Annotated in this window: 15 protein-coding genes, 1 tRNA gene and 1 riboswitch; all 16 genes read right to left on the bottom strand. The window is 66.4% G+C overall.

Features of this window, described 5'->3' with window-relative positions; translation table 11 throughout:
• Positions 1–79: 79 nt before the first annotated feature.
• Positions 80–2062: a TonB-dependent receptor plug domain-containing protein gene (locus I603_RS13370; RefSeq protein WP_068865712.1), complete on the bottom strand. Its 1983-nt coding sequence runs from the start codon at positions 2060–2062 to the stop codon at positions 80–82.
• A 117-nt stretch (positions 2063–2179) separates the two neighbouring features.
• Positions 2180–2373: riboswitch (cobalamin riboswitch) on the bottom strand.
• A 52-nt stretch (positions 2374–2425) separates the two neighbouring features.
• Positions 2426–2501, bottom strand: a tRNA-Ala gene (locus tag I603_RS13365).
• A gap of 109 nt (positions 2502–2610) precedes the next feature.
• The gene (locus tag I603_RS13360; protein WP_084440126.1) at positions 2611–3552 is read right to left on the bottom strand and encodes a hypothetical protein; all 942 of its coding nucleotides are present in this window, start codon (positions 3550–3552) and stop codon (positions 2611–2613) included.
• A gap of 188 nt (positions 3553–3740) precedes the next feature.
• Entirely contained in the window at positions 3741–4478 is a 738-nt protein-coding gene (locus I603_RS13355) for a Bax inhibitor-1/YccA family protein (RefSeq protein WP_068865711.1), read from the bottom strand.
• A 138-nt stretch (positions 4479–4616) separates the two neighbouring features.
• Positions 4617–5420, bottom strand: coding sequence for a pyrroline-5-carboxylate reductase family protein (locus I603_RS13350; RefSeq protein WP_068865710.1), 804 nt, complete (start codon positions 5418–5420; stop codon positions 4617–4619).
• Between the two features lie 140 nt (positions 5421–5560).
• Positions 5561–6067, bottom strand: coding sequence for a type III secretion system chaperone family protein (locus I603_RS13345; protein WP_068865709.1), 507 nt, complete (start codon positions 6065–6067; stop codon positions 5561–5563).
• Between the two features lie 180 nt (positions 6068–6247).
• Positions 6248–7636, bottom strand: coding sequence for a tetratricopeptide repeat protein (locus I603_RS13340; RefSeq protein ID WP_232305399.1), 1389 nt, complete (start codon positions 7634–7636; stop codon positions 6248–6250).
• A gap of 189 nt (positions 7637–7825) precedes the next feature.
• Positions 7826–9523, bottom strand: coding sequence for a cell division protein FtsZ (ftsZ, locus tag I603_RS13335; RefSeq protein ID WP_068865707.1), 1698 nt, complete (start codon positions 9521–9523; stop codon positions 7826–7828).
• Between the two features lie 126 nt (positions 9524–9649).
• The gene (gene ftsA, locus I603_RS13330) at positions 9650–10972 is read right to left on the bottom strand and encodes a cell division protein FtsA (protein ID WP_068865706.1); all 1323 of its coding nucleotides are present in this window, start codon (positions 10970–10972) and stop codon (positions 9650–9652) included.
• Positions 10972–11895: a cell division protein FtsQ/DivIB gene (locus tag I603_RS13325; protein ID WP_068865705.1), complete on the bottom strand. Its 924-nt coding sequence runs from the start codon at positions 11893–11895 to the stop codon at positions 10972–10974. The genes ftsA and I603_RS13325 overlap by 1 nt, the downstream gene beginning before the upstream one ends.
• Positions 11873–12865 (bottom strand): D-alanine--D-alanine ligase, encoded by a 993-nt coding sequence (locus I603_RS13320; RefSeq protein ID WP_068865704.1) that lies wholly within the window; start codon positions 12863–12865, stop codon positions 11873–11875. Before I603_RS13320 ends, I603_RS13325 begins: the two co-directional genes overlap by 23 nt.
• Positions 12862–13731 (bottom strand): UDP-N-acetylmuramate dehydrogenase, encoded by an 870-nt coding sequence (gene murB / locus I603_RS13315; RefSeq protein WP_068865757.1) that lies wholly within the window; start codon positions 13729–13731, stop codon positions 12862–12864. Before murB ends, I603_RS13320 begins: the two co-directional genes overlap by 4 nt.
• A gap of 92 nt (positions 13732–13823) precedes the next feature.
• Positions 13824–15257 (bottom strand): UDP-N-acetylmuramate--L-alanine ligase, encoded by a 1434-nt coding sequence (gene murC, locus I603_RS13310; protein WP_068865703.1) that lies wholly within the window; start codon positions 15255–15257, stop codon positions 13824–13826.
• Positions 15254–16477, bottom strand: coding sequence for an undecaprenyldiphospho-muramoylpentapeptide beta-N-acetylglucosaminyltransferase (gene murG / locus I603_RS13305; RefSeq protein WP_068865702.1), 1224 nt, complete (start codon positions 16475–16477; stop codon positions 15254–15256). The genes murC and murG overlap by 4 nt, the downstream gene beginning before the upstream one ends.
• Positions 16474–17700, bottom strand: coding sequence for an FtsW/RodA/SpoVE family cell cycle protein (locus I603_RS13300; protein ID WP_068865701.1), 1227 nt, complete (start codon positions 17698–17700; stop codon positions 16474–16476). Before I603_RS13300 ends, murG begins: the two co-directional genes overlap by 4 nt.
• Entirely contained in the window at positions 17697–19055 is a 1359-nt protein-coding gene (murD, locus tag I603_RS13295) for a UDP-N-acetylmuramoyl-L-alanine--D-glutamate ligase (RefSeq protein ID WP_068865700.1), read from the bottom strand. Before murD ends, I603_RS13300 begins: the two co-directional genes overlap by 4 nt.
• Positions 19056–19063 lie beyond the last annotated feature (8 nt).

Here is a 19063-nt window from a genome sequence, read left to right as displayed (position 1 = left end):
TGCGAGGGATTTGGGCGGCAGCGATGCGACCGTCAGGTCGCGTGAGCGAGGATTTCGCACCCCGGATGGGGTGCGGAACTCAAAAACGCGCCTCCAAGCCCAAGGCGGCGCTCCGCCCCGGAGAGACGAAACTGAAGACCTGCTCGTAATCCTCGCCCAGCAGGTTCTCGACACGCGCGAAGGCACCCACGCTGTCGGTCAGCCGCAGACGAGCGTTGAAGTTCACCAGCGTATAGGCATCCAGCCGCACCCGCACCGGCACGAAGCTGGGATCGGTGAAGGCATCGTCCAAGGCCCGCCCATTATGCCGCACCACCAGCGTGGCCGAGGCGGTATCGCCCGGCGCCGTCCAGGTCAGCGCGGCGCTGGCGATATGGCGGGGGCGCCGCACTTCCTCGATGCCGTTCTCTTCCGCATCGAGCCAGGAATAGGCCGCATCAAGGCTCCATTGCCGGCGGATCCGGGCATTGAGCGCCACCTCGATCCCGCGCTGATCGCTGGTGGTCGTGCGGTTGGCCGGGGTGGCGATGAAGTCCGGCGCGGGGAAGGTGGTGAAGATCTCGCCTTCCAGCTCGCTGTCGAAATAGGTGACGGCGAGCGTCGCGCTGCCGCCAATCTGCTGGTCGAGGCCCACTTCCCACCCGGTCGATTTTTCGGGCCGCAGCGCGTCATTGCCGATGAAACGGCCATCGACGAAGCCGAACAGTTCGAAGAAGCCGGGGTTCTTGACCCCGCTCCCTGCGGCGGCGCGAACACGGGTGGTGTCGGTGATCCGGTAGCCCGCGCCCACGCGGAAGGTGGTGGCATCGCGGAAGCGATCATTGATATCGTGCCGGATCGCTGCCGAGACGTCGAAAGCCTCGCCAGCATAGCGATATTCGCCGACGAAGCCCAATTGCTCGATCTCGCGCCGCCCGCCGAAGGCAAAGCCGCCGGGCGTGGTGTTGCGGAAGCCTTCGACCTCGTAATCGGCGGCGAAGGTCAGGTTGTGTTCGTCCGCGAGCCTGAAGGCGCTGACATAGGAGACCTTGAAGCGGTCGCCTTCGCTGGAGTTCGAGCGTCCGAACGGCCCGAAGGTATCGCGCGTGATATCGGCGACCTGCGCGGAAAGATCATGCGTCCAGCGCCCGTCCATCGCCTCGGCCCGCGCGCCGACGAGGGCATAGATCGCCTCGTTGGTGAAACGGGTTTGCGGCGAGTCGATCACGAAGCCGAAGGTGGGGCTGGTGGAATCGAAATCCTGATCATTGAACTGGCCTTCGGTGCGGATGAAGCGGGCGACGGCGCGCAGCGCGAGGCCCTCGGCCACCTCGACGCTGCCCTTGCCCGAAAGGGTGTAGCTGTCGCGGCCAATGTCGCGGGTTCCGCCCCCATTGATGGGGCGCGCGTTCGGCTGGCCATCGGTGCTGACGACCACGGCGGACAGCGCCGCGTCCCAGCCATTGCCGCTCGTGCCATACCGCAGCGCGCCGTTGACCGTGCCTTGTGTGCCGCCTTCCAGCCGCGCATCGACCCCCGCCCGGCCGCGTCCGCTCAGGGTCTGATAGGCGACGACGCCGCCAATCGCGTCCGGCCCGTAGAGCGCGGATTGCGGCCCGCGCAGCACCTCCACCCGCGCGCCGGGTTCGGCCTGAAGCGTGCCGATATCGAACTCTCCCGCGAAGGGATCGGACACCTCGATCCCGTCGACGAGGACGAGGACGTGGTTGGCCTCCGCGCCGCGCAGGCGGATCTGGGTCTGGCCCGCCACGCCCGCCACCGCGACGCCCGGCACGTCGCGCAGGACGTCGGCAATGTCGCGGGTCTGGCGGTCTTCGAGTTGTTCAGAGGTGATGACGAGCGCGGAGCCGGTGTAATCTTCGCGCAGGAAAGCCGCATCCCGGCTGGCCGCCACAAGGATGTCCTTGCCGGGATAGCACGTCCACACCTCGCTCCCCGGCTCGTCGCTGCCACCCGTCACATAACATTGGCCCGGCATCCTGCCGTCCTCCTGCGCCCACACCGGCGCAGCCCAAACCAGCGCCGCCGCAGCGACGCTTCCCAATAGTGCAAAATTCTTCACGGATTCCTCCCGTCATCAGCAACATTGTGGCCGCGAGGAGATCCCATCCCCCACAGCCCAGCGATGTCGCTCACAACGAAAGTCTTGTTCCGCGCCTGGCCAATCCCTGAGCCCGGCATAGAGCGACACGCCCCGGTCGGTCTCCTGGCTCACGGATCAACGTATCCGGCGCTCGCCTTCCCGGATGGCCCGAAGGCCCCAGTGGCTGCTCCCCGTCAAGGGAAGCGCGCAGCCCACACTCACCGCTTACAGTTGCAGGGACAGCTGCGGATTTGCACCGCATTCCCGTTACCGAAACGCGCGCAGACGGGTAGCGTCAGGCGCGGCTGACGACAAGATGTGTCAGGATGGAAAAGCGAAACCTGGTGGAGCCGAGGGGGATCGAACCCCTGACCTCGTCATTGCGAACGACGCGCTCTCCCATCTGAGCTACGGCCCCGTTCCAGGTTGCCCCGCGGATGATCCCCGTCCGGGCGAGGGCGCGCATTAGCGAGAAGCTGGCCTGCTTGCAACGGCGATTTTCGGGCGCCGCTGCGGGTCGATCGCCACTATCCCGGCTTGCGATCCGTCTCGGCCGGTAGCGGCTGCACCACCGGTTGCGACGTCACATTCTCGTCAACCGGAACCACGGGAATCGCGACCCCGCCTTGAGGGTCGGCGACCGTCTGCACCTTTGCTCCCTGCCCGGCCAGGTCGATCATGCTCGGCACCGGAACGCCGCTGGCGCGGGCCTGCTGCACCACAACCCAGCCCGGCTGCGACGGGCCATATTGCGCGCCCCACTTCGCATCCCATTCCGCCGACGCGCGCTGATAGGCCTCGTATTCGTCGAAGAAAGTCTCGAACGGAACGAGCAGACCCTCGAAATTGCTGCGGGCAAAGCCGAGCGGATCCTTCGGCGGCGCGGTTAGCGCGCGGTTCGCCATGTCGAGCGCGGCACGGCAGAAGCCGGAACGCGCCGCAGGCAGAGCGAAGAAATTGTAGACCTGCGTGGTCAGCCCGTCGCGGGCCACGATTGCCTCGCGCCGGGTCCGGTGCTTGCGCCCGTATTCCTTCTCGATCCGGTCGTTCACCGCCTTGAGCGGACGCGAGTTGTTGGTGAGGAAGGCGCGGTAGCCGTCGAGGATCGGTTCATATTCGGGCGCGAGGCAATTGAGCGCGGCAACGTTCCAGGCGGAGCGCAGGTGCCACACCAGATGATCATCGGTCAGGCTGGAATTGACTGTCAGCCGCTTCCCGTCAGCCCCGCGCGGTGGGATGTCCATAACGTAGTGTGCACCGCCCGGCGGCAAGGGACGATAGGGCACCGCTTCAACCACCGGGGGCGGCGGAGGCGGCGGCGGCGGAGGCGGAGGCGCTACGGGTGTGGCGCAGGCAGCGAGCAGCGCGGCACCGGCCGCGGCGACAGTGATCTTCAGGCCGAAGGGCAGGCGCCGCACAGTGTCACCGCTTTGCGCGGTACCGGATGATTGTTGCTGTGACACGGTCATGTGCATTTCAACCTCGTCTGCGGTCAGGCGGGACCAGCCAGATATGCCCGAGGCCGGATTACTCCAGCCTGAAGCGCTCGATAGCCTTGTAGGACAGCAAAGCAAATGCCCGAAGCCTGTGGAAAGGCCCCGGGCATTCGACATTTCAACACCTGCGTGGCTCGTGCGACCCAGCGGGCCGCCCCCGCTTATTCGCGGTTGCCGAGGAACTGCAGCAGGAACATGAACATGTTGACGAAGTCGAGATAGAGCGTGGTCGCGCCCATGATCACCGCCTTGCCCATGAACTGCGTGCCGCGCAGGTAATCATACTGATTCTTCAGCCGCTGCGTGTCGTAGGCGGTGAGGCCTGCGAAGATCAGCACGCCAAGGATGCTGATGACCAGCGCCAGCGTCCCCGACTGGAGGAAGAAGTTGAGGATCATCGCGATGATCAGGCCGAACACCCCCATCACAAGGAAGGTGCCGAAGCCCGACAGGTCCTTCTTGGTGGTGTAGCCCCACAGCGACAGGCCGGCAAAGGCACCTGCGGTGGCAAAGAAGGTCGTGGCGATCGATTCACCGGTAAAAACGAGGAAGATCGTCGACATCGACAGGCCCATTACCGTCGCAAAGGCCCAGAACAGCAATTGCAGCGTGCCCTGGCTCATCTTGTGCAGGCCGAAGTTCATCGCGAGGATGAAGCCGAGCGGCGCCAGTGCCACGATCCACATCAGCGGACCCGACGCAAAGGCATAGGCCACACCGGTCGACGCCGCGACCAGAGCGACGATGCCGGTCAGCAACACGCCCGAGGCCATGTAATTGTAGATCGAGAGCATGTACTTGCGCAGGCCCTCGTCATAACGGCCGGCGACCTCGCCCCCGGCGCGCGGCACGGAGCCGAGGCGCTGCGCATCGCGCGAAGTGTCATTCCAGTCAGCCATTGCTAAACCCTAATCTCCGGAACGGAGCGTGAAAGGCCACGCTTCTTCATGCCGGCGAATATCGGGGTTTCACGCGATCTTTTCAAGTGAAACCGGATTGCAAAGCGCGCAATTCGTTCAGCTTAACAGCTGTTAATATTAAGCACCCTTGGACAGCTCCGCGCCCTTTTCGGCTGTCGCCCGCAAGGTTGCAGTGAGCAGGCGGCGCAGCGCCGCGTCCTCGTCGAGCACATTGAGACCCTCGCGTGTCATGCCGCCGGGGCTGGCAACACGGTCGGCGAGCTCGCCCGGACCGATATCGGCAGCAGAAGCAAGCGCCGAGGCGCCGTCAACCGTGACCAGCGCCAGCTCTTCGGCCACATCACGGTCCAGCCCCAGCTCCACCGCCGCCCCCGCCAGCGCGTCGATGAAGCGATAGACGAAGCCGGGTCCCGACCCCGCGAGCGCGGTAACGAGATCGAAGCGGCTTTCCTCCTCCAGCCAGATCGCGGTGCCAAGCGCATCGTAGAGTGCAAACAGGTCCGCGCGACCCGCATCTTCCAGCCCGCTCTCGCACAGGATCACCGGCGAGCGGTTCACCCGCGCGGCGAGATTGGGCATCACCCGCACATGGCCCTTCGCTTGGGGAAAGGCGGAGGCAAGCTGCGCGCGGGTGATGCCGGCAAGCAGCGAGCACACCGTTACATCTTCTCCGGCAAGACCCTGCAATCCCGGCGCAAGGTCGCGCAGCTGTTGCGGCTTGAAGCCGAGCATCACGGCATCATGCGCATTCGCCGCTGCGGCTTCGGTCGCTTCGCGATAGAGCACGACCCCTTCAGGAGCTTCGGGCAGCGCCGGATCGAGAATGGCGAAACGCAAAGAGTCGATGCCTGCTGCAAGCCACCCGGCGAGCATCGCCCCGCCCATGTTGCCGCAGCCGATGATGAGAAGCTGGTTGATCATGCCAATCCACCCTTTTGGGGATGAGCCTGCCGAAGCCCCGTCCGTGCTGGCGACCGGCGAAAAGGAAAACGCGGCCCGGCCAAGCCGCGCAGCACGCGGAATGGGGGCAGACGGGATGCGAAGATCTGGCCTTCAGCCTCTCAGGCCTCGCCCGCCGCGTCAACCATGGCAGCCTCCAGCGCGGCGCGCGGGGATTTGTCGCCCCACAGCACAAACTGGAACGCCGGGTAGAAGCGGTCGCACTCGTCGATCGCGCATTCGACCAGCGCCTGGGCCATGTCGAGGCTGAGCCGCCCGTCCTCGCCAAGCAGGGCGCCGTGGCGGTAGAGCAGCACGTCACCGTTCGACCAGATGTCGAAATGGCCAAGCCACATCTGTTCGTTGACGAGACAGAGCAATTCATGGGCTGCGGTGCGCTTGTCTTCGGTGACGCGTATATCGGGCAGGCACAGGAACTGCAGCACCCGATCCTCGGCCCGCCAGATCCCGCGCAGCTGGTAATTGGCCCAGCTGCCCTGAACCTCGCCGCTCATCTCCTCGTCCGAAACCATCTCGCACGGCCAGCCGCGCGCCTCGAACAGGGCCGCCAGCATCTCGACAGGGGCGGCATCGTCTTCGGCGGAGTAATCCATTGCCCGCGGTCTCATCGGGAAATCTCCCGGTGGCAGGGCCGGAGGGCGAAGCGTAGGGGGCGCGATCCAGTCATTGCCGGCACGAATGGACGCGCGAGGGGCTGCTTGGCAATGCGCGGCAATTGGGCAGTTGGGGAGAACCGTGCTTGCTTGTTCAAAGCCTGTGCAAAGATTGTGGGGGAGATCCGGTTGAAATCACTTAACTTGCCGAATTTCCTCACCTTCCGGGCTGACATAGAGAAAGGAGTCGACCCCCTTGCCCTTGAGCTCGCGCACCATCGCCTCGGCCGTCTCGCGCCTGTCGACCGGCCCGGCAAGCAGGCGATGCGCCTCGCCCCAGGGGGTGGTGTGGGGCTTGAGCCGCGCCAGCACATTGCCGCCGCTGCGGGAGATGCGGCGCCAGTCGAAGCCGAGCGCGTCGGCCTTCTTGCCGGTTGCTACCTGCACCCACACCCGGCTGGGATGCACCGGCTTGGGAGGCTCCTTGGGCTTGGGCGGGGGTTCGCGCTTTACTGTGATTCGCGCCAGGTCGACCGCGCCGGCACCAACGCGGGCGTCGGGCAGCTCGTCGGCAACGAAATCGGCAAAGGCATCGGCGACGCGCTGCGGCGGCTCCGGTGGCGGAGGCGGTCCGGCGGGGCGCACAGGCTCAGGCGGCGGTGATTGCGGAGCGGCCACTACCGTCGCGATCACCGGCAAGGGGGCTGGCGGCGATGACGGCTTCGCCGTCGGCGCAGGCGGAGATACAAGTGCGGGCGAAACCGCCGGGCTCTGCGCGCCCTGCTTTCCGCCGAGCGGCGCTCCGGCCGGTTCCAGCCGGCTGCCTGCCTTGGCTTCGGCTGCGAAGCGGGCAAGGCGCGGGTCCTCGCGTCCGATATCGGCCGCGCGCGGAAAGATGCCAAGATTGGCGGCCGCCGCCTTCTGCGCCGCTGTCAGCCGGGGCATATAGGCAAGATAAGGCACAATCCGGCTCGACAGGTCACGCGGCATCACCTGCTCGGTGATAGATGCCGCGCGTTCCTGATCGCCGAGGATCGCAAGGCCAAAGGCCCGCGCCCGGAAGGCCGCCATGTCGCGTTTGTCAAGCAGCGAGCGCAGCGCCTCCTCGAAACGCGCGCGATTGCCCGAAATGGCAAAGCTGATCGCCAGCCTCCGGCGCGCCTCGTCATTGCCCGGATCAAGCGTGATCGCCTGACCATAGGCCGCCTGCGCCGACGTCTGGTTGCCGATCAGATCGAGGGCCAATCCCTGATCGGCCAGCACTTCGCGCGCCGGCACGCCCGCGGCAAGCGCACGGTCGAACTGGGGAATCGCCTCTTCCGGCCGGCCCGATCGCAGATAGACCGTTCCCAGCCCGAGAGCGACGCGTGGATGCGCCGGATCAATGTCCGCTGCCCGTCCGAAAAAACCGACCGCAGCCTCGAGATCGTCGACCCCCATCGCCGCTGTGCCTGCCTCGACCAGCGCATCGAGATCGCGCGGTGTCCTGGCCAGCGCCACCAGAGCGCGGTTGAGCCGCTGCACTTCCTCGCTCGGAAGCGGCTGCACCACCTCGCGCGAGATTACATCCTGGGCCTGAGCCACCGTCGGGAATGAGGCGGCAGCGCTTGCGGCCGCAAGCAGCGCCGTCCGCAAGAATGGGAGAGAACCGGTCATCACGCGGCGAGACTTAGTGCGGTTGGCCCGCTTTGCCAGCGGCGACAGGCCAAGCCAGCGGCGAACGGCACCGGAGACGCGCCGGACCGCCGCTGCGCACAGGAGCAGGCGCGGAAGTTACTGGTTCCGGTTGCGGTCGAGAAAGCGGGGAATGCTCAGCGCGGGGCCATCCCCGGCATCATCATCGTCATCCTCGTCCTCGTCCCCCCGTGCAGTGCTGCGCGACAGATTGGCCATGCGCTCGAACAGGGTGCTGCCGCCGATTGCGCCGCCACCGGCTTCGTCACCATCCGAGGCGCCGCCGAGCAGCCCGCGCCGGCGTCCGCCGAGCCGGGCCGTAACCGGCTGGTCATCGGCGGCAAGCCGGTCCGCACTGGCGAGCAGATCATCCTGCGCCGGGTCGACTTCGGGTTCGGCCGCATCTTCGTAGTCGGTATATTCGCCGGTCAGGTCGAGCGTCTCATCGGCCGGATCGCCGTCGTCGTCGAGCGGCAGCGGCTCTTCTTCCTCCTCCTCGACACCGCGCAAGCCGGCGAGCGGGTCGACGATTCCGTCGACATCGTCCTCGTATTCATCGCCCATCTCGTCACCAGCCTGCATGCCGGTAAGGTCGAAGGGCGCCGAGACATCGTAATCCGACTCCGCCTCGGGCTCCTCATCGGCGACGGGATCGGGCGGGGTAAGAGTGAAGCCGGGCGATACAAGCGGCGCGACCGCAGCGGGCGCTTCAGGCTCTTCAGGCGGCAGTTCGACCAGGCCTTCATCCTCGGACAACTCCAGCACCGGGCGCTTGGGCGCGCGCGATGCACCGAGCGCGACCGGCTGCGGACGCTCGATATTGCCCACCGCCCCCTGCTCGATCCCGGTGGCGACGACCGAGACGCGGATCTTGCCCTTGAGATCGGGATTGAAGGCGCTGCCCCAGATGATGTTGGCATCCTCGTCGACCAGCTCGCGGATGTGATTGGCGGCTTCATCGACTTCGAGCAGGCGCATATCCTCGCCGCCGATAATCGAGATGATCACGCCCTTGGCGCCTGCCATCGACACGCCATCCAGCAAGGGGTTGGCAATCGCCTGCTCGGCAGCCTGCAGCGCGCGGTTCTCGCCCTCGCCCTCGCCGGTGCCCATCATCGCCTTGCCCATCTCGCTCATCACCGAACGCACGTCGGCGAAGTCGAGGTTGATGAGGCCCGGCATCACCATCAGGTCGGTGATCGAGCGCACGCCCTGCTGCAGCACCTCGTCGGCGAGCTGGAAGGCTTCCTTGAAGGTGGTTTCGGCCTTTGCGACCAGGAACAGGTTCTGGTTGGGAATGACAATCAGCGTGTCGACGTGGTCCTGCAGTTCCGCAATGCCCGCTTCGGCAGCCCGCATCCGGCGGGTGCCTTCGAACAGGAACGGCTTGGTGACGACGCCCACGGTGAGCACGCCCATGCGACGCGCGGCCTCGGCGATCACCGGGGCGGCGCCGGTCCCTGTACCCCCGCCCATCCCGGCGGCAATGAAGCACATGTTTACGCCTTCGAGCGCCTTCTCGATCTCGGCGACGGTTTCCTCGGCAGCGGCCTTGCCCACTTCGGGCCGCGCGCCGGCTCCGAGCCCGCCGGTAATGTCGGGACCAAGCTGGATGCGCTTTTCAGCCGGCGACTTGCTCAGAGCCTGTGCATCCGTATTGGTGACAATGAAATCGACGCCCTCGATTTCGGCCTCGATCATGTTGGCGATCGCATTGCCACCTGCACCGCCGACACCGATGACAGTAATGCGCGGGCGCAGATCATCCGTGGCCGCAGGTCCGATATTGATGCTCATCAGCTTGTCCTCCAGGCGCGGGACAGGACGATTGATGACCTCTCCCCGCGGTCTTGGTTCTTCTGTGACATAATCATGGGTCACATTTTATAGGGGACGTGCCCTTATCCACAGGCCTCGTTCCCTTCAGAAATTCTCCTTAAGCGCCCGCACCATCCGCATGACAGGATCAAGCAGGCCGCCCGCGCGCGCTACGCCGCGATAGGTCGATGCGCGACCGGCCCCGACGGCGCGGATATCGATCGGGTCCTCGGCAGCATAGAGGCACAACCCCGCGAGCGTCGCAAAGCCTGGTGCATGATGCGCCTCGGGCATTCCCGGCAACTGCGGCGGGCGCCCGAGCCGGACCGGCTGGCCCAGCGCGCTCTGCATGAAATCGGCCATTCCGGCGAGTTCGGCCCCGCCTCCGGTAAGCACCACCTGCCCTGCGCGCGCGGCGGAAAAGCCCATTTCCTTGAGTGCCTTGCCGATCTCTCCGGTAAGCGCGGCAAGCTGCTGGGTCACGACCGAAACAAGTTCGGCGCGCACGATCCGGTTTTTGTCGTCGGCCCCGCGCGCGAGCGGCCCGGCGGCGACGCCATCGGGCGCGTCGTTGGGACCGTTGACGGGGATCAGTTCGCGGTGATCGGCCGGACTGGCGATGGCCGAGCCCGCGACGCATTTAAGCCGCTCGGCCTGCGAGCGGCGGATACCGAAGCCGCTGGCAATGGCATCGGTAATATCGGCCGATCCCATCGGCACCGCCTTGAGGCCCAGCAGCATCCCGCCCGCGAAGACCGCAACATTGGTGACATCGGCACCGATCTCGACCAGCGCCACGCCCAGTTCGCGCTCCTCGAGCGTCAGACAGGCATGGCCTGCAGCAAGCGGCGCGGCGACCACGCCCTCGACCGAAAGATGCGCGTTCTGCACCGCCTCGGTCAGATTGCGCACCGGCGCCCCGTCGGCCAGCATGACATGGATATCGACCCCGAGCCGTTCGGCATGAAGCCCGCGCGGATTGGCGACACCATGCGCCCCGTCGAGCGTGTAATGGGCAGGCTGGGCGTGAAGCACTGTGCGCCCGTCGGGCTGGATCATGTCCTGCGCCTGTATCAGCAGGGTCTCGACATCCTCGTCCTCGATCCGCCGTCCGCCGATCTCGATGTCGACCGCGACGACATTGCTGGCAAGCCCTGCCCCGGCACAGGCGATCCAGACCGAGCGCACGTTCGTATTGGCGCTCTTTTCCGCCCGCTCGACCGCATCGCGGATAGCGAAGCTGGCTGCGTTCATATCGGTGACATAGCCGCGCTTGATCCCGGCACTGGCGCGGTGCCCCGAACCGAGCACCTCCAGCTCGCCGGTCTCGGTCTCGCCCATGATCATCGCCGAAATGCGGAAGGAGCCGATATTCACCGCCCCGAAAGTGCGGGCGAAGCGGCGCGGCGAGGCGGCGCGGGAGGCCATCAGAGCGCCCCTCCCGCAGCTGCCATTTTGCGTGCCTCGCGCTCGCCGTCGGGCAGGCGCATGTAAAGCCGCGGCGGCGAACGCATGTCGAAGGCCAGCACCTTGCCGCCGATCAGGCGGTTCTGACCGTCGAGCCGCGCGAACTTGACCAGCGCCGTTGCCGCCTCGGTGTCGCCTTCGGGCAGGGCGAGCAATTGTCCGGTCTTGAAGGTAAGGTTCCAGCGACGGTTGCCGACCCACTCGGCCGCTTCGATCTGGGGTCGCAGCGCCGGAGCTGCGGCGAGCAGCGTATCCAGCCGCGCTGCCTGCTGGCCAGCACCCGGTCCCGCAAGCCGCAGCATCTGCTTGGCCTTTGCGGGCGCAACCGTTTCCAGCTCCACCCCGCCGACATCGATCAGCACCAAACGGTCGGGTTTCTCGAGCACCGCATGGGGCTTGCGTTCGACAATGTCGATCGCCAGCGTGTGCGGCAACTGGATCGAAACCCGCGCGTCCTTGACCCACGGCAGTTCGGTGCCGAGCCGGGCGCGGATCTCGGCCGGATCGACCTGCGGCATGGGTTGGCCGAGCTGGTCGGCGATCAGGGCATAGACCCGGCCCTCGTCCATTCTTTCGGTGCCGGTCACCCGAAAGCCCTTGACCTCGAATCCGGCGTCGGCGGCAATCCGCGCGGCCTGCGCCTCGGCCATGGCCGGAACGCCTGCAAGGCTGGCGATGATGAAGGCGAGCCCCACCGCGCCGCCGATGATGATGGCCAGCCAGATGCGGCTCCACTGTTCCTCGCTGAAGGGCAGGAGGCCCATGAGCCAGTCGATGAAACCGCTGGCCGAGCCCTTTGCCTTGCGCGCGGTGACCGCGCGGCTCTGTGCCTTGGCGGCACGCCGAACCCCGGTGGAGCCGTTACGCCTGATCTGCTGCGCCATGCGTCCCTCCCTTCTGCTTGAGCGCGTGGACGCGCAAGGCCTCGGCCACCAGCATCTCGACAAGATCGGCATAGGCAATGCCGCAACCTGCCGCCTGTTCGGGCACAAGGCTTAGCGGTGTCATCCCCGGCTGGGTGTTGGTTTCGAGTACGAACAGCCCCTCCTCGTGCAGCTCCTCGTCCCAGCGGAAGTCGGTGCGGCTGGTGCCGTGGCAACCCAGGACCTGGTGCGCCTTGATCGCATATTCCTCGCACAATGCGGTGATCTGTGGCGGCAGCTTGGCCGGAAAGATGTGCTCGGTACGCCCGGCGGTGTACTTGTTCTCGTAATCGTAGAAGCCGTTAGCGACCACCAGCTCAGTGACGCCAAGCGCGCGTGGGCCATCGGGGCCGTCGAGCACCGCCGCTGTCAGCTCGCGCCCCTTGATAAAGGGTTCAGCGAGCAGCTCGGGGAATTCCTGCCAGGGGCCTTTGGCTTCGGGTGAGATCGGGTTGCCGACATTGCTGTCTGCGGTGACGATGGCGACGCCGACCGAAGAGCCCTCATTCACAGGCTTCAGCACATAGGGGCGCGGCAGCGGGTCGCGCCTGTAGAGCTCCTCGCGGGTGACGATCCGTCCGCCGGGCATGGGGATGCCGTGCGGGACCAGCGCCTGCTTGGTCAGCTGCTTGTCGATCGCGATCACCGAGGTGGCGAGGCCAGAATGGGTGTAGGACAGGCCCATGAGGTCGAGCATCCCCTGCACGCTGCCGTCCTCCCCGGGAACGCCGTGGAGCGCGTTGAAGACGACGTCCGGCTTGGCCTCCGCCAGTCTCAGCGCCACATCGCGTCCCATGTCGATCCGGGTGACACGGTGGCCCTTGCTCTCCAAGGCGTCGGCCACGCCCTTCCCGCTGGAGAGCGAGACCGGACGCTCATTGGCCCAGCCGCCCATCAGGACGGCGACGTGGAGTTTCCGGTCAAGGCTCATGGCCGCCCCACCCGCTGGATTTCCCACTCAAGGCTGACGCCGGTCGCGGCATAGACCTTGTCGCGCACCAGTTCGCCCAGCCCTTCGATATCGGCGCTGGTGGCGGTGCCGGTGTTGATCAGGAAGTTGGTGTGCTTTTCGGATACCTGCGCCCCGCCCAGCGTCAGGCCGCGGCAACCTGCGCGGTCGACCAGTTCCCACGCCTTGTGGCCTTCGGGGTTCTTGAAGGTCGACCCGCCGGTCTTGGTGCGCAGCGGCTGCGAGGCTTCGCGGGCGGCGGCGATCCGCTCCATCTCTGCACCGATTTCGGCAGGATCGCCGGGACGTCCCTTGAACCGCGCAGAGACAACGATCGCCCCGTCGGGCAGGGCCGAGTGGCGGTAACCGTAATCGAGTTCGGCAGCGGTCAGTGTGACGAAGGCCCCATCGGGCAGGATCACCGCGCAATCAACCAGCACGTCGGCCACCTCGCGCCCGTAGGCTCCGCCGTTCATGCGTACGAAGCCGCCGACGGTGCCGGGGATGCCGCGCAGGAATTCCAGGCCCGCAATACCCAGATCGCGCGCCGTCGAAGCAACCAGAATGCCGCTTGCCCCGCCGCCGCAGGTGAGTTCCATGTCGCCGCTGTGCTGCACGCCCGCAAAGGCCTTGCCGAGCCGCACCACCACGCCCGGCACTCCGCCGTCACGCACGATCATGTTCGAGCCGAGGCCCAGAGCCATCACCGGAACTTCCCCGCCGAGCCGTTCAAGGAACATCTTGAGGTCTTCCAGATCGGCAGGCTCGAACAGCCAGTCAGCCGGTCCGCCGGTCTTGAACCAGGTGTAGGACGCAAGCGGCGCCTTGCAGGTGAGCTTGCCGCGAATCCCTTCGAGCGGAACCGGCGCGGAAACGGCTCCTTCGACCGCGCAGGTCGGGGCCGAGCCGTCGTCAAAGTGGTAGCTGTCGCCGGGCTGGTTCACGCCGCACCCCGCCTGTCGCTGATGGCGGAAGCGAGGCCCGCCGCCCAGCGGGTTATGTCGCCCGCACCCAGGCACACAACCATGTCGCCGGCCGCAATCTCCTCCGCCAGCACCTCGGCCAGCGCATCGGCTCCGGCAATCTCGCGCGCGGCGCGGTGCCCGCGGGCCTTCATCCCGGCCACCAGCGCGGCGTGATCGATGCCCGGAAGCGGCTCCTCGCCCGCAGGATAGACCGGTGCGACAAAGGCGATGTCGGCATCATCGAAGCACGACTGGAAGTCGTTCATAAGGGTCTGGAGGCGCGAATAGCGGTGCGGCTGGGCGACCGCGATCACGCGGCCTGCGCTGCCCGCCACAGCCTCGCGCGCTGCGGCAAGGACGGCGCGGATTTCGACCGGGTGGTGGGCGTAGTCGTCGATCACGGTGACGTTGCCGCCATCCATCGCCACCGAGCCGACCTTGGTGAAGCGCCGACGAACCCCGCCGAAGCGGGCAAAGCCGGTGCGGATCACCTCGTCCGAACAGCCCATCTCGATCGCCACGGCAATTGCCGCCAGAGCGTTCTGGACATTGTGGCGGCCCGGCATGGGCAGGTGCACACCCTCGATCCGGCGGTCCTCAAGGCCGCGCTGGCGCACGATCACGTCGAAGGTGTTGCCCCCGTCCTCGGAACGGACATTAACCCCGCAGATATCGGCTTGAAGGGAGAAACCGTAGGTCACGACCTTGCGATCGCGCACCTGTCCGATCACCGCCTGCACTTGCGGATGATCGACGCACAGCACCGCCGCGCCATAGAAGGGGACATTGTGGATGAACTCCACGAAGGCCCGCTTCACCCCGTCGAAATCGCCGTAGTGATCCAAGTGCTCGGGATCGATATTGGTGACCACCGCAATGGTGCCGTCCAATCGCAGGAAAGAACCATCGCTCTCGTCGGCCTCGACCACCATCCAGTCGGATGTCCCCAGCCGCGCGTTGGAGCCGTATTGCTCGATGATCCCGCCGTTGATCACGGTGGGATCGATCCCGCCCGCATCCAGCAGCGTGGCGATCATGCTGGTGGTGGTGGTCTTGCCGTGGGTGCCAGCCACCGCGACGGTGGATTTGAGGCGCATCAGTTCGGCCAGCATCTCCGCCCGCCGCACGACCGGGATGCGATTCTCGAGCGCGGCGGCGACTTCGGGATTGGTGCGGCGCACCGCAGTGGAGGTGACGACCACCGCGACGCCTTCGACATTCTCGCGCTCGTGGCAGACATGCACCGTAATGCCGCGCGCACGCAGACGCTCGACGCTCGGCCCTTCGGCAAGGTCGCTGCCCTGCACCCGGTAACCGAGATTATGCATCACCTCGGCGATGCCGGACATGCCGATCCCGCCGATGCCGACGAAGTGGATCGTGCCGATGTCGGTTCCCACGCCCTTCATTGGTCGGCAAACTCCCGGGCGCTCTTGCGCGCCGAACCTGTCGCCGGACGGGCACTGGCGGTAGCGGCAGCGGCTCCCTCGCCAACGCGGATCACGTCCATGAGATCGATCCCGCTCATACTCTCCACCAGATCGGCAAGGTCCTTCACCGCATCGGGCCGCCCGCAATTGAAGGCGCAATGCGCCGCATTGGCGAGGCTGGAGGGGTTCATCGCCATCGCCTGGATCTGCTTGGCGAGTTCCTTGGGCTGGAAGGCGTCCTGCCGGATCATCCGCGCCCCGCCCGCCTTCACCATCTCGCGCGTGTTGACGGCCTGGTGATCATCGGTGGCGATGGGCAGCGGAACCAGGATCGCCGGACGGCCCACGGCGGTCAGTTCGGCAATCGTCGAAGCGCCCGCGCGGCCGATGAACAGGTGCGCATCGGCGAGGCGTTCGTGCATGTCCTCGAAATAGGTGCCGAGCTCTGCGGGAATGTCGTGTTCGGCATAGCGCTGGCGCACGGCATCAAGATCCTCCGGACGGCATTGCTGCGTCACCTGCAAGCGCTGGCGCAGCGCGGGCGGGAGCATGGCAAGGCCATCGGGCACGACTTCGGACAGGACGCGCGCGCCCTGTGAACCGCCCGTCACCAGCACGCGCAGCAGGCCTTCCTCGGTGAACGCGGGGAAATCCTGCTCGCGCAGGGCCAGCACCTCGGCGCGCACCGGATTGCCGGTCAGATAGACCTTGGCCGCATGCTTCGGATCAAGCCGGTCAACCTTGTCGTAGGAGGTCGCAATCGCGTCCACGCGGCCAGCCAGCAGCCGGTTGACCCGGCCCAGCACAGCGTTCTGTTCGTGGATCACGCTCGGCAGTCCCGCCGAAGTCGCGGCCAGCAGTGCGGGCAGCGCGGGATAGCCGCCGAAGCCTACGATCGCGGACGGTTCGAAAGCATCGAACAGGCGCAGCGCCATGCGCCTGCCTTCCAGCACCGCCGCAATCCCCTTGGGCCAGCCGAGCGGGTTCTTGCCGAAGCGGCCCGCGGGCAGGACGTGGGCGGTGAGGTAATCGGGCTTGCCGGGGATATTCGCCCCGCGCTCGTCGGTGATCAGCGCGACATGGTGACCACGCGCGTGGAGTTCCCCCGCCAGCGCAAAGGCGGGGATAAGGTGGCCGCCGGTCCCGCCTGCTGCCAGCACGAAGTGGCGCGAGGCACCGGTGCGGATCTCGCTGCTCATGAGCGTTCCTCCTTGCGGTCGATCAGATCGCGCAAGCCTCCCGCCTCACGGGCGAGGAAGGGATTGCGTCGGGTGATCGCCAGCAATAGCCCAAGCGTGAAGCACACCGCCAGTGTCGATGATCCGCCATAGGAGATCAGTGGCAAGGTCATCCCCTTCGACGGGAACAGCTTGAGATTGACGAGGATGTTGATGAAGGCCTGCCCGCCGAACTGGGTGACAAGGCCTACCCCGGCGAGCAGCGCGAAGAGATTGTCCTCACCCGTCATGCGCAGCAGGGCGCGCAGCACAACCGCCGCGTAAAGCGCGACGACAACCGCACAGGCGATCAGGCCGAACTCCTCGCCGATCACCGAGAAGATGTAGTCCGTATGCGCCTCGGGCAGGTTCATTTTGCGGATGCCGAGCCACAAGCCGCTGCCGGTCCACCCGCCCGCCGTCAGCGTGCGCTGGGCAAGGTCGACCTGATCAAAGGCGGTGCCGCCGCCAAGGAAGCTGTCGATCCGGTTGCGGGCATTGTCGTAGAAAAAATAGGCGAGCGTAAGCCCGACCGCCCCGACCCCGATCAGGCCGAGAATCAACTGCCATGCGACACCGGCAAGCAGCACCATCACGAGCCAGATGCCGGCAAACAGGATCGCATCGCCAAGGTTGGGCTGGGCCATGAGCAATGCGGCAATCAGCCCCATCAAACCGCTGACGAACCAGATTACCGGCAGTCCGGCATCGCGCAGCCGCCAGCTCAGCACCCAGGCACATATGATCGCAAAGCCGGGCTTGAGGAATTCTGATGGCTGCAAGGACAGGCCGAGATTGATCCAGCGTCGCGCGCCGTTCTTCTCCTCGCCGATGATCGGCACCACGAACAAGAGCGCGAGCATGATCGCCCCCACCACGATGCCCACCCGCCGCGCAGACTCGCGCGACAGGAAGGACAAGCCGATCATCACCGAAAGGCCCATGAACTGGAAGATCACATGCCGCTTGAGGAACATGAATTCGTCGAGCGTGACCCGTGCGGTCGAAAGCTGGTCAGCGCTTGCCGGCGAGGCGGCGGCCACCGCCAGCACACCGAACGCCATCAGCAGCATGATGAGGCCCAGCAGCACCTTGTCGATCTCGCGCCACCATACCCGCAAGCTGTCCCGCCAGCGACGCTGCGCCACTGCCGGCGGACGATAGCTGCCCGAGGCCGGACGCGAGGGGGGCCAGGCCGAGCTCACGGCAGGATGCTCCGTCCAGACCCGTCGGTTTCGCAGCCGGTCATCGCGCCGACCATCTGGCGGAAATGGTGCCCGCGCTTCTCGTAGTCGCGGAACTGGTCATAGGAGGCGCAGGCGGGCGACAACAGCACCACCTCGCCCGGGCGGGCCGCATCGCGGGCGCGGCGTACCGCCTCGCTGATGAGCTCGCACCGTTCGACCTTGACGCCGTCGCCTTCGAGCAGGTCGGCGAACATCGGCCCGGCCTCGCCCACGGTATAGGCTGCGGCAAGATTGCCGAGATGCGCAGCGCAGGCGCCAAGGCCCGGCTCTTTGGGAAGGCCGCCGCAGATCCAGTGGATAAGGGGCGCGCCCCCTTGCACGGGCGGAAAGGCTGCCAGCGCAGGCGCCGCCGAGGCGGTGTTGGTGGCCTTGCTGTCGTTGATGTAAATGACCCCGCCTGCCTCGCACACCCGCTCCATCCGGTGCGGCAGGCCGGGATAGGTCGCAAGACCATGCGCAATCTGCGCCTCGCTCAGCCCAAGCTGGCGGCAGATTACCGCCGCTACGGCAGCGTTCTGGGCATTGTGCGGCCCGGCGAGCGAGGGCGAGCGCCCTTCGGCCAAGCCAGCCGCATCGAGATCGCTGGTCTTCACCCTCAATAACGGCTTGTCCGCCGCCGCGAGCCGATCGGCAATCGCGCCCGTCGGTTCGTCCTCGTCACAGATGACCGCAACGCCGCGCTCCTGCATCGCGAACAGCCGCTCCTTGGCCGCGGCATAGGCAGCAAAGCCGGCATAGCGATCGAGATGATCGGCCGTGATGTTGGTCAGCGCGGCGATATCGCAATCGAGCGTGAAGGTGAGGTCGATCTGGAAGCTCGACAGCTCGAGCACATAGACGCCCCCTTCAGGCAGCGGATCCTGTCCGAGAATGGGGTCGCCGATATTGCCGCCCATGACGCTCGGCACGCCCGCGGTTTGCAGGATGTGGTGCACAAGCGCCGTCGTGGTCGACTTGCCGTTGGTCCCGGTAATCCCGACCACGCGGTGCTTCGGGAGGCTTGGCCGGGCCATCGCAAACAGTTCGATATCGCCGATTACCGGCAGGCCATACTGCCAGACATGCGGCCCGATGGGGTGGGTATTGAGCGGCACGCCCGGCGAAACCACCACCCCTGCAAAGCCGGTGAGGTCAAGCTCCAGCGGATCGATCAGGCGGCAACGCCCCTCGAACGGTGCGCGCGCCACATCCTGACGGTCCCAGGCGATCACTTCCGCCCCGCTGGCCAGCAGCGCCTCGGCCGCAGCTGCGCCCGAGCGCGCCAGCCCCAGCACCGCAAAGCGTTTACCGGCAAAGGCGGGGGAAGTGATCATGCAGCCCG

This window comes from Erythrobacter dokdonensis DSW-74 (genome assembly GCF_001677335.1).
Classification (GTDB): Bacteria; Pseudomonadota; Alphaproteobacteria; order Sphingomonadales; family Sphingomonadaceae; genus Erythrobacter; species Erythrobacter dokdonensis.
The sequence above is the reverse complement of the archived record's forward strand: the minus strand, read 5'-3'. Positions and strand labels throughout refer to the sequence as shown.

Excerpts from the sequence above, each read along its gene's own strand:
- ftsZ (WP_068865707.1), bottom strand. The coding sequence starts at position 9,523 with ATGAGCATCAATATCGGACCTGCGGCCACGGATGATCTGCGCCCGCGC.
- murD (WP_068865700.1), bottom strand. The coding sequence starts at position 19,055 with ATGATCACTTCCCCCGCCTTTGCCGGTAAACGCTTTGCGGTGCTGGGG.
- murG (WP_068865702.1), bottom strand. The coding sequence starts at position 16,477 with ATGAGCAGCGAGATCCGCACCGGTGCCTCGCGCCACTTCGTGCTGGCA.
- I603_RS13345 (WP_068865709.1), bottom strand. The coding sequence starts at position 6,067 with ATGAGACCGCGGGCAATGGATTACTCCGCCGAAGACGATGCCGCCCCT.
- I603_RS13355 (WP_068865711.1), bottom strand. The coding sequence starts at position 4,478 with ATGGCTGACTGGAATGACACTTCGCGCGATGCGCAGCGCCTCGGCTCC.
- ftsA (WP_068865706.1), bottom strand. The coding sequence starts at position 10,972 with ATGGCCTCCCGCGCCGCCTCGCCGCGCCGCTTCGCCCGCACTTTCGGG.
- I603_RS13320 (WP_068865704.1), bottom strand. The coding sequence starts at position 12,865 with ATGAGCCTTGACCGGAAACTCCACGTCGCCGTCCTGATGGGCGGCTGG.
- I603_RS13350 (WP_068865710.1), bottom strand. The coding sequence starts at position 5,420 with ATGATCAACCAGCTTCTCATCATCGGCTGCGGCAACATGGGCGGGGCG.
- I603_RS13360 (WP_084440126.1), bottom strand. The coding sequence starts at position 3,552 with ATGACCGTGTCACAGCAACAATCATCCGGTACCGCGCAAAGCGGTGAC.
- murC (WP_068865703.1), bottom strand. The coding sequence starts at position 15,257 with ATGAAGGGCGTGGGAACCGACATCGGCACGATCCACTTCGTCGGCATC.
- I603_RS13325 (WP_068865705.1), bottom strand. The coding sequence starts at position 11,895 with ATGGCGCAGCAGATCAGGCGTAACGGCTCCACCGGGGTTCGGCGTGCC.